The organism is Streptomyces sp. NPDC031132, from assembly GCF_055570595.1.
In genome coordinates this window covers 367671-381747 of record NZ_JBVIGX010000001.1, presented here as the reverse complement: position 1 = coordinate 381747, position 14077 = coordinate 367671, and the positions used below count along the sequence as shown (strand labels likewise).

General features: G+C 71.0%; 10 protein-coding genes. 4 read left to right on the top strand and 6 right to left on the bottom strand.

Translation table 11 applies throughout. The annotated features are described in order from the left end of the window. Positions 1-265: 265 nt before the first annotated feature. Positions 266-1777 carry a hypothetical protein gene (locus ACZ49B_RS01720; protein WP_468299423.1) on the bottom strand — a complete coding sequence of 504 codons (1512 nt, stop codon included), beginning with the start codon at positions 1775-1777 and terminating at the stop codon, positions 266-268. 97 nt (positions 1778-1874) lie between these two features. On the opposite strand from ACZ49B_RS01720, the gene ACZ49B_RS01715 reads away from it, so the two are divergent. Beyond that, positions 1875-2414 (top strand): WcaF family extracellular polysaccharide biosynthesis acetyltransferase, encoded by a 540-nt coding sequence (locus tag ACZ49B_RS01715; RefSeq protein WP_030295168.1) that lies wholly within the window; start codon positions 1875-1877, stop codon positions 2412-2414. Continuing rightward, positions 2411-3526, top strand: coding sequence for a glycosyltransferase (locus ACZ49B_RS01710; protein WP_468299421.1), 1116 nt, complete (start codon positions 2411-2413; stop codon positions 3524-3526). The genes ACZ49B_RS01715 and ACZ49B_RS01710 overlap by 4 nt, the downstream gene beginning before the upstream one ends. A 4-nt stretch (positions 3527-3530) precedes the next feature. Here ACZ49B_RS01710 and ACZ49B_RS01705 read toward each other — a convergent pair whose 3' ends face one another. The 4 genes from ACZ49B_RS01705 to gmd form a co-directional block, all read right to left on the bottom strand. Continuing rightward, positions 3531-3743: a DUF6458 family protein gene (locus tag ACZ49B_RS01705; RefSeq protein WP_266663558.1), complete on the bottom strand. Its 213-nt coding sequence runs from the start codon at positions 3741-3743 to the stop codon at positions 3531-3533. A gap of 120 nt (positions 3744-3863) precedes the next feature. Continuing rightward, the gene (locus ACZ49B_RS01700; protein WP_468299419.1) at positions 3864-4541 is read right to left on the bottom strand and encodes a hypothetical protein; all 678 of its coding nucleotides are present in this window, start codon (positions 4539-4541) and stop codon (positions 3864-3866) included. A gap of 106 nt (positions 4542-4647) precedes the next feature. Next, positions 4648-7428 (bottom strand): LamG-like jellyroll fold domain-containing protein, encoded by a 2781-nt coding sequence (locus ACZ49B_RS01695; protein WP_468299417.1) that lies wholly within the window; start codon positions 7426-7428, stop codon positions 4648-4650. A 246-nt stretch (positions 7429-7674) separates the two neighbouring features. Next, positions 7675-8688, bottom strand: a complete 1014-nt coding sequence (gmd, locus tag ACZ49B_RS01690; protein ID WP_468299415.1) for a GDP-mannose 4,6-dehydratase — start codon at positions 8686-8688, stop codon at positions 7675-7677. A gap of 283 nt (positions 8689-8971) precedes the next feature. On the opposite strand from gmd, the gene ACZ49B_RS01685 reads away from it, so the two are divergent. Next, positions 8972-9916 (top strand): GDP-L-fucose synthase family protein, encoded by a 945-nt coding sequence (locus tag ACZ49B_RS01685; RefSeq protein WP_468299413.1) that lies wholly within the window; start codon positions 8972-8974, stop codon positions 9914-9916. A gap of 25 nt (positions 9917-9941) precedes the next feature. Here ACZ49B_RS01685 and ACZ49B_RS01680 read toward each other — a convergent pair whose 3' ends face one another. Beyond that, positions 9942-11429, bottom strand: a complete 1488-nt coding sequence (locus ACZ49B_RS01680; protein WP_468299411.1) for an exopolysaccharide biosynthesis polyprenyl glycosylphosphotransferase — start codon at positions 11427-11429, stop codon at positions 9942-9944. A gap of 379 nt (positions 11430-11808) precedes the next feature. Here ACZ49B_RS01680 and ACZ49B_RS01675 point away from each other — a divergent pair, with 379 nt between their 5' ends. Next, positions 11809-14076 carry a M4 family metallopeptidase gene (locus ACZ49B_RS01675; RefSeq protein WP_468299409.1) on the top strand — a complete coding sequence of 756 codons (2268 nt, stop codon included), beginning with the start codon at positions 11809-11811 and terminating at the stop codon, positions 14074-14076. Position 14077 lies beyond the last annotated feature (1 nt).

The window sequence follows — 14077 nt, the reverse complement described above, 5'->3', positions numbered from 1 at the left end:
TCACCCGTTGCCCCCCCCGGCCTCTCTTTCTTCGCCATCCTTTTTGGTGGGGCCCGCCCCCCGAACCCCCGCGCCTCAAACGCCGGCGGGGCTGGAGTTTGCCGGGCGGCGCCGCAAGCCACCTGGCGGGCTGGTTGCCGCACAGCGGCAATTCCAGCCCCGCCGGCGTTTGAGGCGCGGGTCTGGGGCGGAGCCCCAGGTCTTTGAGCCCCGCCGGCGATTGAGGCGCGCGGGCCGGGGCGGGGGCAGGGCCTACGCAGCGGGTTCAGCGGAGGGTGGTGGACTTGTCCTGGCGGTACGTCGCGACCAGCGCCAGGCAGAGGCCCGCTATCGCCACGCGCCCGGACGCCTGCAGCAGCGGCCCCCGCAGCAGGATGAACGAGTAGCCCGCCACCAGCGGGACCACCACCGAGATCAGGCTCCCCGGCGCGGACCTGCGCGTGGCGCGCTTCGCGTACCGGCGGTCCACGCGCGCCGACGCGTAGCCCATGCCCAGCAGCCCGGCCCCCATTCCCAGCGGCCCGAAGTCGAGCCACAGCTCGGCCCAGATCGGCGACGACAGGTTCGTGTTGACCGTCCCCATCCACTGGCCGACCATCACGCCCGTGTCCCGCGGCTTCCCCGGCCACACGGAGCGCGGCACCGCGAAGAAGACCGATCCCGCGAGCTGGCGCCCGTAGTAGTGCCCGGGCCCGGAGTTCGAGAAGGTGATGGTGTTCGCGAACATGCCGATCTGGTCGTAGTCCTTCAGCGCCATCGGCTCCAGGAAGGACGTCGTCTCGACCGGCTTGTAGTTCTTCTCGTCGTACCGGAAGCGGTCCGCGAACGGGAACACGAGCAGGGCGATCACCACCGCCATCGACAGCGCGACCCGGTACATCGCGGCGCTCACCGGGAAGACGGTGAACAGCAGCGCGAACATGACCGTGAGGAACCAGTACCGCGGGTTCGAGATCGGGTTGTTGACCACCAGGTTCAGCAGGGCGAGCGCCCCCCAGGTGACGATGATCGAGACCTTGCGGCGGGCGTACGTCGAGGTGATCAGCCAGCGCGTGTACAGCAGCAGGGCGAGCAGGGCCGGGACGGTGCCGAAGCCGCGCAGCAGGGCCTGGCCGGCCTGGCCGTCGCCGTTGGAGACGCCCGCCTCCTCGATGCCCGCGATGATCTCCTGGCGGCTGGAGAAGAAGACCGCCGGGCCGCCGAGCTTCATGATGAAGGCCGCGCTGCACACGAAGGCGAGCCCGGTGAGCAGTTGGAGGCGCCGCCGGTGGGCCATGACCGGACGCGGCTCCTTCTGGGAGCCGCCGGCCCGGCCGGCCGGCCGGTGGCGGGCGAGCAGGACGCCCACGTCGAACGCCGTGCAGCCGAGCAGGACCAGGCCGATGGCGATGGTGAGGTCGGAGCGGGGGCCGACCACGGGGGTCGGGACCCGGCCGAGGACGGCCTGCGCGAGCGGGGCGACGCCCATCGCCATGTAGACGAACAGCCAGAAGGAGCCCTGGAGCAGCTTGCGGCGGCTGGTCAGGACCATCGCGGAGAGCCGGGCGCCCGCGTACATCGTGAGCAGGAGCTGGAGCCAGAAGGCCGCGTCGTGCTGGCCGTCGCCGGGCTGGACGGCCACGATGAGCGGCAGGAAGACGGTGAAGCCGAGGATGAGCGGGACGGACAGGGCGCGCGAGAGCAGGGTGCGCGGGGTGGTGACACGACCCCACTTGTGCTCGTCCTCGAGCTCGGGAACCGGCGGGGTCACGGGGGGCTTGCGTATGTCCGTTGCCACTGCTGCCCCCACCCCATGTGCCTGGTCCGCGCGCAGTCTAGTCTGAGCGGGCGGCGCCCGGGGAGGCACGCCTGCGGAGCACGATGAGGGGCGACAGTTGCGTGATCTTCCTGCCTTCACGCTGGCCGGGTACGACAAGGGGCGCGGGCTGCTGACGCAGGCGCTCTGGTTCGCCGTGATGAACACGCTGTTCATGGCGTGGTTCTGTCCGGCCCGGCTGCGGGTCGCGCTGCTGCGGGCGTTCGGCGCGCAGATCGGCGAGGGCGTGCTGATCCGGCACCGGGTACGGGTGCTGTGGCCGTGGAAGCTCACCGTCGGGGACCACACGTGGATCGGCGAGGGCGCCTGGCTGCTGAACCTGGAGCCGGTGACCATCGGGGCGAACGTGTGCATCTCGCAGGAAGCGATGCTGTGCACCGGTTCGCACGACCACCGGGCCGCCGACTTCCGCTACCGCAACGCGCCGATCGTGGTCGAGGACGGCGCGTGGGTGGCCGTACGGGCGACCGTGCTGGCCGGGGTCACGATGGGCCGCTGCGCGGTGGCGGGCGCCGGTTCGGTGGTCCACAGAAACCTTCCTGCACTGACCCTGCAGACGATGGACGGGCAGCGCCGCCCGGTCGAGGAGCCGAAGTGAGAGTCCTGCACGCCGTTACGCTCCACTCCCCCTCGCACGCCTTCGGCGGGCCGGTCCGGGTCGCGCTGAACCTGGCCAAGGGGCTGCGGGCGCGCGGCCACGAGGCCGGACTGCTGGCGCTCGGCGAGGGCTTCCCGGACCCGTGGCCGACCTCCGTGGAGGGGGTGCCGGCGAAGCTGTTCCCGGCCCGGCGCATCCTGCCCCTGGGCTTCAGCGGGATGACCTCGCCGGCCATGCTGGCCTCGGCGGGCCGGCTGGTCCGGGACGCGGACGTGGTCCACGTCCACCTGGCGCGGGACCTGGTGACGCTGCCGGTGGCCCTGGCGGCGCTGCGGGCCGGCAAGCCGCTGGTGCTGCAGACCCACGGGATGGTGGACCCGAGCGGGAAGCTGCTGGCCAAGGTGCTGGACGCGGTCGCCGTACGCCGGCTGCTGCGCGGCGCGGACGCGGTGCTGTACCTGACCCCGCACGAACGGGAGGGCCTCGACGCGGTGGTGGGCGCCCCGCTGCCGGGGGCGGTCCGGCTGGTGAACGGCACCCCGGCGCAGGAGGAGCGGCCGGCGCTCGCCGGCCCCCCGCGCATCCTGTACTCGGCGCGCCTGCAGGCCCGTAAGCGCCCGGTGGACTTCGTGGACGCGGCTCCGGCGGTCCTGGCGGCGCACCCCGGCGCGGAGTTCGTGGTGGCCGGCCCGGACGAGGGCGAACTGCCGGCGGTCCGCGCGCGCATCGCGGAGCTGGGGCTGGAGGGGCGGTTCTCGGTCCCGGGGGCGCTGTCCACCGCCGAGGTCCTGGCGGAGCTGCGCCGGGCCCACGTCTACGTCCTCCCCTCGGTGGACGAGCCGTTCCCGATGTCGGTGCTCGAGGCCCTCTCGGTGGGCGTCCCGTCGGTGGTCACGCACTCGAACGGCCTGGCCCGCGACATCGGGTCCGCGGGTGCGGGCCGCGCGGTCACGCCGGGCCCGGCGGGCGTGGCGGAGGCGGTCCTCGCCCTCCTGGACCCCGCCGAGAACGCCAAGGCCTCGGCCGCGGCCCGCGAACTGGCCACGGAGTCCTTCTCGATGGACGCGGTCCTGGACACGCTGCTCCCGGTCTACGAGGGCGCTCTGCGCTGACGCGCTACAGCTCGCGGTGGGTTTCGTCCACCACCGGGAGGGCCGCCGTGCGGCGGCGTTTGAAGACGCTTGCGTAGACGGCGAGTCCGATGGCGCCGGCCGCCATCATGATCAGGCCGACGACGTCGAGGTTGACGCTCTCCATCTTCCAGTCCGTCGCGAAGGTGAGGATGGCCCCCACCACGATCAGCGCGATGCAGCCGCCGATGCCTCCCATGTGATTCGCCTCCGCAGTCGTGGTCGTCTGACCCCGCGGCTACCCGGGAACCGCATACGAAAACGCCGCCCCCGGCCCGGAGTCGGGCAGGGAGCGGCGTCCTCGTACGTGCGCGGAGCCCTACGCAGGGATCCAGGCGTAGCAGCCCGTCGACGTGAACGTCGCCGTGCCCGACGGGATCGTGGCCGTGATCTTGTCGCCGGCCTTCGGGGCGGTTTCCGGGCCCGAGGCGAGGACGGCGCCGTCCTTGCCCTTGGCGTCCCAGGTGCACGTCGTGCTCTGGGTCAGCGCCCGGTACGTGCCCGCCGCGGGCGACTGGCGGGTGCCGTCGGCGAAGCCCTTGGACGCCGCGTCCAGGATCGGCTTCTGCTCCGGGCACAGGTACGTGATCGCGTCCTTCGCCCCCGGGATCTCCCCCGCGACGATGGATCCGGTCGCCGCGTCCTTGTCGCGCTTCGCGGTGCGCTCCACCCGCTGGCAGGACTCCTGGCCGGTCTGCAGGACCGCCGCCGGGTCCATCTTCTCCGGGACCCGCCCGCTCAGGTACTGCTTCTCGTTGGGCTTGAAGCTGCCCGTCTTCGGGGTGAGCTTCGCGTCCGGCAGGACCGGGCCCGTCGGCTTCGCGTCGGGCGAGGCCGGCGGAGCCGTGGCGTCCGCCGGGTCCGCGGCCGCCGACGAGGCCGGCGGCTTGGGCTTCGCCGCCGAGGCGTCGGCCTTGCCGTCGCCGCCCGAGCTGCAGGCGGTCAGGGTCAGAGCTGCGGCCAGCAGAACAGCAGCCGCGGCGGAGCGTCGGTACATCTCTAGGGCTCCTGTATTACGTGCCGGTTGATCGGGTGGAATCGACGGGAGAGAGGGGTGCGGGGCCCGGCCGATGTCCGCGCCGGGCCCCGCATCCGTCAGACGGTTACTTCGGGCCGAAGGTGAGGACGAGCTGCGGAGCGGCGTCCGCTGCCGTCGACTCCATGGACCAGATCCACAGCGGGTCGGTGCCCGTGCTCGTCAGGGCCAGGCTGTAGCTGCTGCCCAGCACCGAGGAGAGCGCGGCGGTGTCCAGCGCGGTGCTCTGGATCGCCGAGCCGTCCGGCACGCTCGCGAACGCACCGAGCGGGGTGGTGCCCAGGGTCGGCTTGTTGTTGAAGGTCGTGCTCGCACCGCTCCAGGTGCCGGTGACCGGGACCACGGACACCTTGTCGGCCGTACCGGCGTTCGCCTGGGTCGACGTCTTGATCTGGAGCGCGGCGGACTTCAGGACCTGCCCTGCCGGCGCGGCCGGGAGGTTGAAGCGCAGGTACGTCTCGTACGCAGAGGTGCCGCGGACGGCCAGCGAGGTGGTCGCGCCGTTGGCCGCGCTCGGGGCGCCCTGGTTGATGTAGGTGTCCTCGGTCGCGGAGACCTTGGAGACCGTGTCGGAGGGCGCCTTGGCCAGGTCGTAGTGGTTCTTGGCCTGGGCCGCGGTGAGCGCCTTCGGGTAGACGGCCGTCTCGTCGATCTGGCCGGCGAAGAAGTTGCTCGTCGGCTTGGTCGGCCAGCTGGCGAGGTTGTCGCCGCCGACGTGCCAGTAGCCCTCGTACGGCGTGGAGCTGGTGACGTTGTTCAGCGTGCCCTTGCTCTGGCCGTCGACGATCAGCTCCATCCCGCCCGCACCCAGGGTGCCGACGACGTGGTGCCACTTGTTGTCGTTGTACGTGTCGAACAGACCGGTGGAGACGGTGCGGGTCGAACCGTTGTAGACGCCGAAGACCAGACGACCGGTGTTGGTCATGTAGATCTGCTTGTCGTACGAGCCGCTGTTGCGCGTGGTGTTGTTGCCGAAGCCGATCAGCTTGCCGCCGCGCGTGGTGTTCGTCTTGAACCAGGTCTCGACCGAGAAGGCGTTGCCCACCGTCTGGCGGTGGTCGCTGTACACCTGCTGGCTGGTGCCGTTGAAGCCCATCGCCGTGCTGGCGCCGCTGATCGCGCCGGGCGTCTGGCGCAGGGCCGGGGCGTTGAGCTGGATGCCGCTGGTGTTGCCGCCCGCGGAGGAGTCGGCGACGTACGGGCTGACGGTGTCGTCGTAGCGCCAGTACAGGTTGGCGCCATCGGCGCGGACCTGGTTCGGGTACGACTGCACCGAGCTCGGGACCGTGACCGAGGCCGTGGCCGACAGGGCGCTGGTGTTGCCCGCCGCATCGGTGGCCGTCACGCGGTAGGTGTACGACTGGCCGGCCTTGACCGTGGTGTCGTTCCAGGAGGCCTGGGGGCGCTCCCACTCCAGGGACTCGGCGGCGACCGTCGCGATCGGGCTGGCGGAGCCGTTGCGGTAGATGCGGTACGTCAGCTTGCTGTCGTCCGCGTCGTAGCTGGTGCGCCAGCGGACCTGGACCTCGCCGGGCTTGACGCTGCCGGCGCTCGCGACCGGGGTCGTCGGGGCGCCGACGTCGCCGGTGGAGGCGAAGCGGGTGAGCGCCTGCTGCGGCTTGCCGTTGATGGCGGTGAACTCACCGCCGGCCCACATGTACTTGACGTCGCCCTTCTCGGCGATGGTCATGGCGCGCGGGCCGATGCCCTCGCCGAGGCCGTCGTTGGCGGTGGGGTGCCAGCCGAGCTTGCGCGGGCTGCGCACGAAACCGTCCACGGGCGCGGGCGCGGCGCCTTCGTAGTCGGTCAGCTGCGCGTTGAAGAAGTTGCGCTTGCCGTCGGGGAACTGCCCCTCGAGCGAGCAGTCGTGCGCGTGCGAGGAGCTGTAGAGCACACCGTCGTACGGGAGCACGGCCTGGGTCGCACCGAGGCAGCGGTCGCGCCACTTCTCGCTGAAGTCGCTCAGCTTGAGGCCGATGCGGCCGTCGAAGACGCCGCCGCCGGAGCCCTCGTTGCCGGTGTAGAAGCCGGTCGAGTCGGTGGCGATGTCCTTGACCACGGAGTTCGACGGGATGTTGCTGTACGTCTTGGCGACCGCGCCGGTGGTGGCGTTCACGACGGCCAGGGCGTGCGTGTTGGAGCCGTTGACCGAGAAGAAGTCACCGCCCAGGAGCACGTTCTTGCCGTCCGGGGTGACCTCGACCGCGCGGCCGGGCTCGTCGGCGTTGGCGACGAAGGGCTTGAGCGCACCGGAGCCGGCCTCGACCGCGGCGAACCGCTCGCGGGTCTGGCCCTCGACGGTGCCGAAGTCGCCGGCCGCGTACAGGGTGTCGTCCGTGACGGCGAGGTCGCGCACGGTGGCGGGGAAGCCCGGGTGGAACGCGGCCTTGGGGGTGCAGCTCTCGATGTCGATCGCCGCGACGCTGGAGACCGGGGTGCCGTTGACGGCGCCGAAGTAGCCGCCCGCGTACAGGGTCTTCTTGTCCTTCGAAACGGCCAGCGCACGCACGGTCGCGCTGCCGTCCCCGATGGTGAAGGCGAGCTTGCACGAGGTCGGCTTGCCCGTCGCGGCGTCGAGCGCCACGAAGTTCACGGCTTCCTGCTCGGCGCCGCTGGTGCCGTCGGGCGGGCGGACGGCCGAGAAGGTGCCGCCCGCGAAGACGGTGCCGTTCGCCTGGGCCATCGCAAAGACGATGCCGTTCGGCTGCCAGGTGGGCAGCTCGTCGGCGGTGAATGCCACGGGAGGCGTGATGGCGGACGCCTCGGGCATCAGCACCAGACCTATGCCGGTGCCGGCGCCGGCCAGTGACAGGACGAGGGCAGCAGTCAGCCCTCTGGATCTACGCATGAGCCCCCCAGGGCAGTCGCCCGGTTTTGATGGCTTGAACTATCCGAACAGCCATATGTACTGGCGCAGACTAGGGCTCCTGCGAGGACCCGGTCACCTCCCTTGACCCATTGCATACCAACTTGGAATGAACGGTTCAGACTGGAGGGCGCACAGCGGACATACGACAGGTTTGCTCCGGCCACGCCCACCGATACCAGTGGAGATGACCGGGGCACGGCAAATCGTAGGGGAAATATAAGGCCTTCAGCGGTCGATGCGGACCGTCACGCCCGCCAGCTGGTCCTCGACCTGCCGGATGTCGGCGTCGACCATGATCCGCGCCAGGTCGGCCACCAGCACCGTCGGCTTCCAGCCAAGCAGCTCATTGGCCTTGGAGGCGTCGCCGATGAGGGCGTCGACCTCGCTCGGGCGCTCGTACTTGGGGTCGTAGCGCACGTGCTCGGCCCAGTCGAGGCCCGCGTGGGTGAAGGACGACTCGACGAACTCGCGGACCGTGGCGGCCACGCCCGTGGCGACGACGTAGTCGGTCGGCTCGTCCTGCTGGAGCATCCGCCACATGGCGTCCACGTACTCGGGGGCGTAGCCCCAGTCCCGGACCGCGTCGAGGTTGCCCAGGTAGAGGTGCTCCTGGAGGCCGGCCTTGATGCGGGCGACCGCGCGGGTGATCTTGCGGGTCACGAAGGTCTCTCCGCGGCGCGGGGACTCGTGGTTGAAGAGGATCCCGTTGACGGCGAACATGTCGTACGCCTCGCGGTAGTTCACCGTGGTCCAGTACGCGAAGACCTTGGCGGCGCCGTACGGGCTGCGCGGGTGGAACGGGGTCTGCTCGTTCTGCGGGGGCGGGGTGGCCCCGAACATCTCCGAGGACGAGGCCTGGTAGATCCGGGTGTCGACACCGCTGGCCCGGATCGCCTCGAGCAGCCGCAGCGCGCCGAGGCCGGTCACGTCGCCGGTGTAGAGGGGAGCGTCGAAGGACACGCGCACGTGCGACTGGGCGCCGAGGTTGTAGACCTCGTCGGGCCTGATCTCGCGGAGCAGGTTCACGAGCGCCACGCCGTCGGAGAGGTCGGCGTGGTGCAGGACGAAGGACCGGTTCGCGGTCTGCGGGTCCTGGTAGATGTGGTCGATGCGCTCGGTGTTGAAGCTGGAGGACCGCCGCACGAGGCCGTGCACCGTGTAGCCCTTGGAGAGCAGCAGCTCGGACAGGTAGGAGCCGTCCTGCCCGGTGACGCCGGTTATCAGTGCGGTCTTGCCCATGTGGGTCCCCCTGGGGGTCGTATCGGTCTGTTCTGGTGAGGCAGGGCCTCGGGGGCGGCGGTGCGGCCCGCCGGTGGGGCCGTGCCCCAAGGGTGACGGGGTCCCGCCCGCCCGGCCGGGGCTGCGCCCCGGTTCGCGCCGGACCTGACGGCGCGCGTACGGCCGCGGGGCCCAAGGGGCTGGATGCGTACCGTACACGGCATCGCCCCGCCCCCTTCGGGCGGATTCCGCCACGGCGGACCTCGCCTGCTGCCCGCGGCGGCGGACTGGCATCATCGGCGGTATGACAAGTTCGCTGCCGCTCCTGCCCCCGAACGCCCGAGTCTTCGTCGCGGGCCACCGCGGCCTCGTGGGCTCCGCGGTCGCCCGCCGGCTCACCGCCGACGGCCACGAGGTGCTCACCCGGGGCCGCGCCGACCTCGACCTGCGCGATGCCGCCGCGACCGGGGCGTACCTGAACGACGTCCGCCCCGACGCCGTCGTGCTGGCCGCCGCCAAGGTCGGCGGGATCATGGCCAACAGCACCTACCCGGTGCAGTTCCTCGAGGACAACCTCAAGATCCAGCTCAGCGTCATCGGCGGCGCGCACGCCGCCGGGGTCGGCCGTCTGCTGTTCCTGGGCTCCTCGTGCATCTACCCGAAGCTCGCCCCGCAGCCCATCAGCGAGGACGCCCTGCTGACGGGCCCGCTGGAGCCGACCAACGAGGCGTACGCCCTGGCGAAGATCGCCGGCATCGTCCAGATCCAGTCGTACCGCAAGCAGTACGGGGCCTCGTACATCTCGGCGATGCCCACGAACCTCTACGGGCCGGGCGACAACTTCGACCTCGAGACCTCGCACGTGCTGCCCGCCCTGATCCGGCGCTTCCACGAGGCCGCAGCCGAGGGCCGCGACGAGGTCACGCTGTGGGGCAGCGGCACCCCGCGCCGGGAGTTCCTGCACGTGGACGACCTGGCGGCCGCCTGCGCGGTGCTGCTGGGCAGCTACGACGGCGACGACCCGGTCAACATCGGCTGCGGTGAGGACCTCACCATCAAGGCCCTCGCCGAGACCGTCGCCGAGGTGACCGGCTTCCGCGGCCGGCTCGTCTGGGACACGTCCAAGCCCGACGGCACGCCGCGCAAGCTCCTGGACGTCACCCGCCTGACCTCGCTCGGCTGGAAGCCGGAGATCGGGCTGCGGGACGGCATCGCCGCCACCTACCGGTGGTGGCGCGAGCAGGGCTGAACGCAGCGGCACGTGGTGAGGCCCCTCAGTACGCTCCGCGACCGTCGACGACGGCGCGGAGGGTACGGCCCATGACGTCGACGTCGCTGGTGAAGGACCAGTTGTCGACGTACTGCAGGTCGAGCTGGATCGTCTCGTCCCAGGACAGGTCGGAGCGTCCGCTGATCTGCCACAGCCCGGTCATGCCCGGCCGCACGGTGAGCCGGCGCAGCTCGACCTCGTCGTACCGGTCCACCTCCTCCGGCAGCGGCGGGCGCGGGCCGACGAGCGACATGTGCCCGCTCAGCACGTTGAACAGCTGGGGCAGTTCGTCCATGGAGGTGCGGCGCAGCAGCCGGCCCACCCGGGTCACCCGGGGGTCGCGGCGGATCTTGAACATCAGGCCGTCGTTCTCGTTGGCCCCGGCCAGCTCGTTCTTGAGCCGGTCCGCGTCCACGACCATGGTGCGGAACTTCCACATGACGAACGGGACCCCGTCGCGCCCGATGCGCCGCTGGCAGTAGAACGCCGGGCCGCGCGAGCCGAGCCGGATCGCCAGCACGATGCCGAGGAAGAGCGGGGAGAGCAGCAGGAGCCCGAGCGCGGCCCCCGCGCGGTCGAGGACCGACTTGAGCAGGGTCTGGACGCCCCGGCTCACCGGGGGCGCCACCCGCAGCACGGCGAGCCCGCCCGCGGACAGGGTCTCCAACCGCTTGACGGAGACCTCCACGAGGCCGGGGAAGACGGCGAGTTCCAGGCCCGCGTCGTGCAGCGCCCACGCGACCCTGCGCAGCCGCTCCCCCGCGATCCGCGCGCCGGGCGCGACCAGCACGAGGTCGGCGTGGTGGCTACGGACGGCGCCGAGCAGGGCGGTGGAGTCCGCGTTCGGGGCCTCGGGCGCGGCCGCGTCGAGCCGGGCCGCGACGGGCACCCCGCCCTCGAGCGGGCCGGCGCCGACCGGCACCACGCCGACGACGACGTACGGGTGGTCGGTGCGCGCGGCCAGGTGCTCGATGACGGACTCGGCGGCGCCGGGTTCGCCGACCACCAGGACCCGGCTGACGGCGTGCGCCTCGCGGCGGGCCGCCGTGAGGTGGCGGTAGGTCAGCTTGTGGCAGGCCACGGTGATGAGGAGGGCCGGCAGCAGGGCGCCGAGCGCGGACAGCCGGGGGGTGCTCTCACCGGTCACCACACGGGCCACGGCCAGGACACCGATGAGAATCAGCCAGTCGTGCACGACGGGCAGCACGCCGCGAGATTCTCCGAGCACGCGGGCCGCGTACCGCCGGCGCACCGCCTGCACGCCGGTCCATGCCAGGGCCGCGCCGAGGGCGCAGTACACCGGCCGGACCTGCTGCGCCGCCTGGAAGACCAGCCCTACGGGGACCGCGGCGCCGAGGAAGTCGGCCGTGAGGGCGGCGGGCAGGTACCAGCGGGCCTTGTCGCCGAGCCGCCTCGCCGGGGCGGCCGCGAGCCGCGCCGGATCGGCGGCTGCTGCGGCCAGTCTTTGCGCAGGAAAATGGACATGCCTCATGGGCCCCCCTGGCACGTGGTCTATGACAGTGGCGCGTGCCCATGGCTTCCCCTGGCGACGGACATCTGGCGCACCGGGAAACAGTACGACAAACACCCGTACGACAAATGCCGATTGCCTGAACGAGACCTCTTGTTGCGCAAGTGTTAGCAACCGGTACCAACCGTTCCAGATATCGGACCCCCCTTTCGCACGCGAAGGTGAATGGTCCGGATACCGGATACGTCTCATCGGACAACGAACCGTTTCCAGCCAACCTTTTGACGCGGCCCTGACATTGAAGCCGGCAGCTGGCACTCTTCGATCCGTTCTTCGCACCAGCCTGCTCTGCCCGGAGGCCCACCCAGCCGTCCGGAATCCCTTGCAGAAGGAGTCTGCGTTGAGTCACACCCCCCACAGGCGTGCCACCGCGGCCGGCGCTCTCGTTGCCGCCGCCGCACTGCTCGCCGTCGGCATCCAGGCCGGCACCGCCACCGCCGACGCCACCGCGTCGCAGGCACGCAACGCCGCTCAGCCCAACCCGGGTGCGGCCGCCGTCAATCTCAGCCCGTCCGAGCGTGCGACGCTCATAGCCGACGCCAACTCGACCACCGTCCAGGCGGCCAAGGCCCTCGGCCTCGGCGAGCAGGAGAAGCTGGTCGTCCGGGACGTCGTCAAGGACGCCGACGGCACCACGCACACCACCTACGAGCGCACCTACGGCGGACTCCCCGTGCTCGGCGGCGACCTGACGGTCCACGCCAAGGCCGGCGTCACCAAGAGCATCACCAAGGCCACCAACCACGAGATCAAGGTCGCGGACACCACGGCCACGGTCACCCCGGCCGCCGCCGAGGGCCAGGCCGTCTCCGCCGCGAACTCCGAGGGCTCCAAGGACGCCAAGGCGTCCAAGACCGCCCGCAAGGTGATCTGGGCCGCCGAGGGCGCCCCCGTCCTCGCCTATGAGACCGTCGTGGGCGGCCTCCAGGACGACGGCACCCCGAGCGAGCTGCACGTGATCACCGACGCCAAGACCGGCGCGAAGATCACCCAGTGGCAGGCCATCGAGACCGGCACCGGCAACACCATGTACAGCGGCCAGGTCACGATCGGCACCTCGCAGTCGGGCAGCAACTGGACGCTGACCGACGCCGCGCGCGGCGGCCACAAGACCTACAACCTCAACGGCGGCAGCTCCGGCACCGGCACCCTCTTCAGCAACACCACCAACGTCTTCGGCAACGGCGCCGCCTCCAACAAGGAGACCGCCGGTGCGGACGCGCACTACGGTGCACAGCTGACCTGGGACTACTACAAGAACGTGCACGGCCGAAACGGTCTGCGCAACGACGGCGTGGCCCCGTACAGCCGGGTCCACTACGGCAACGCGTACGTGAACGCGTTCTGGGACGACTCCTGCTTCTGCATGACGTACGGCGACGGCACGAGCAACACGCACCCGCTGACGTCCATCGACGTGGCCGCCCACGAGATGACCCACGGCCTCACCTCGGTCACCGGCAACATGACCTACAGCGGTGAGCCCGGCGGCCTGAACGAGGCGACCTCCGACATCATGGCGGCGGCCGTCGAGTTCTACGCCAACAACCCGCAGGACGTCGGCGACTACCTGGTCGGCGAGAAGATCGACATCAACGGCGACGGCACCCCGCTGCGCTACATGGACAAGCCGAGCAAGGACGGCGGCTCCAAGGACGCGTGGTACTCGGGCATCGGCGGCGTCGACGTCCACTACTCCTCGGGCCCGGCCAACCACTGGTACTACCTGGCCTCCGAGGGCTCCGGCGCCAAGGTCATCAACGGCGTGAGCTACGACTCGCCGACCTCCGACGGCCTCCCGGTCACCGCGATCGGCCGTGACGCCGCCTCGAAGATCTGGTTCCGCGCGCTGACGGTGGGCTACTTCAAGTCGAACACCAACTACGCGGCCGCCCGTACCGCGACCCTGCAGGCCGCTGCCGACCTGTACGGCGCCGGCTCGACCACGTACAACAACGTGGCCAACGCCTGGGCGGGCATCAACGTCGGACCCCGCATCGTCTCCGGCGTCTCGGTCACCCCGATCGCCAACCAGACCACCAAGGTCAACACCGCTGCGAGCCTCCAGGTCCAGGCGACCAGCACCAACCCGGGCGCGCTGAGCTACGCGGCGACCGGCCTGCCGGCCGGCCTGTCGATCAACTCCTCGACCGGTCTGATCTCGGGCACGCCCACCACCGCGGGCACGTCCAACGTGACCGTGACGGTGACCGACTCGGCGAGCAAGACGGGCACGGCGTCCTTCACCTGGACGGTCAGCACGACCGAGCAGAACGTGTTCGAGAACACGAACGACTACCAGATCGCGGACAACGCGACCGTCGAGTCGCCGCTCGCCGTGACCCGCTCGGGCAACGCCCCGAGCACCCTCAAGGTGGACGTCAACATCGTCCACACCTACGTCGGTGACCTCCGGGTCGACCTGGTCGCCCCCGACGGCACCGTCTACAACCTGCGCAACCGCTCCGGCGGCAGCGCGGACAACATCGTCCAGAGCTTCACCGTGAACGCCTCCTCCGAGGTGGCACAGGGCACCTGGAAGCTCCGCGTGGCGGACCTCGCCAGCCTGGACACCGGCTACATCAACAGCTGGAAGCTCACCTTCTGAC

Bases quoted from the DNA above. Each gene is read 5' to 3' on its own strand.
- ACZ49B_RS01705 (WP_266663558.1), bottom strand. From the start codon at position 3,743: ATGGGAGGCATCGGCGGCTGCATCGCGCTGATCGTGGTGGGGGCCATC.
- ACZ49B_RS01700 (WP_468299419.1), bottom strand. From the start codon at position 4,541: ATGTACCGACGCTCCGCCGCGGCTGCTGTTCTGCTGGCCGCAGCTCTG.
- ACZ49B_RS01695 (WP_468299417.1), bottom strand. From the start codon at position 7,428: ATGCGTAGATCCAGAGGGCTGACTGCTGCCCTCGTCCTGTCACTGGCC.
- gmd (WP_468299415.1), bottom strand. From the start codon at position 8,688: ATGGGCAAGACCGCACTGATAACCGGCGTCACCGGGCAGGACGGCTCC.
- ACZ49B_RS01685 (WP_468299413.1), top strand. From the start codon at position 8,972: ATGACAAGTTCGCTGCCGCTCCTGCCCCCGAACGCCCGAGTCTTCGTC.
- ACZ49B_RS01680 (WP_468299411.1), bottom strand. From the start codon at position 11,429: ATGAGGCATGTCCATTTTCCTGCGCAAAGACTGGCCGCAGCAGCCGCC.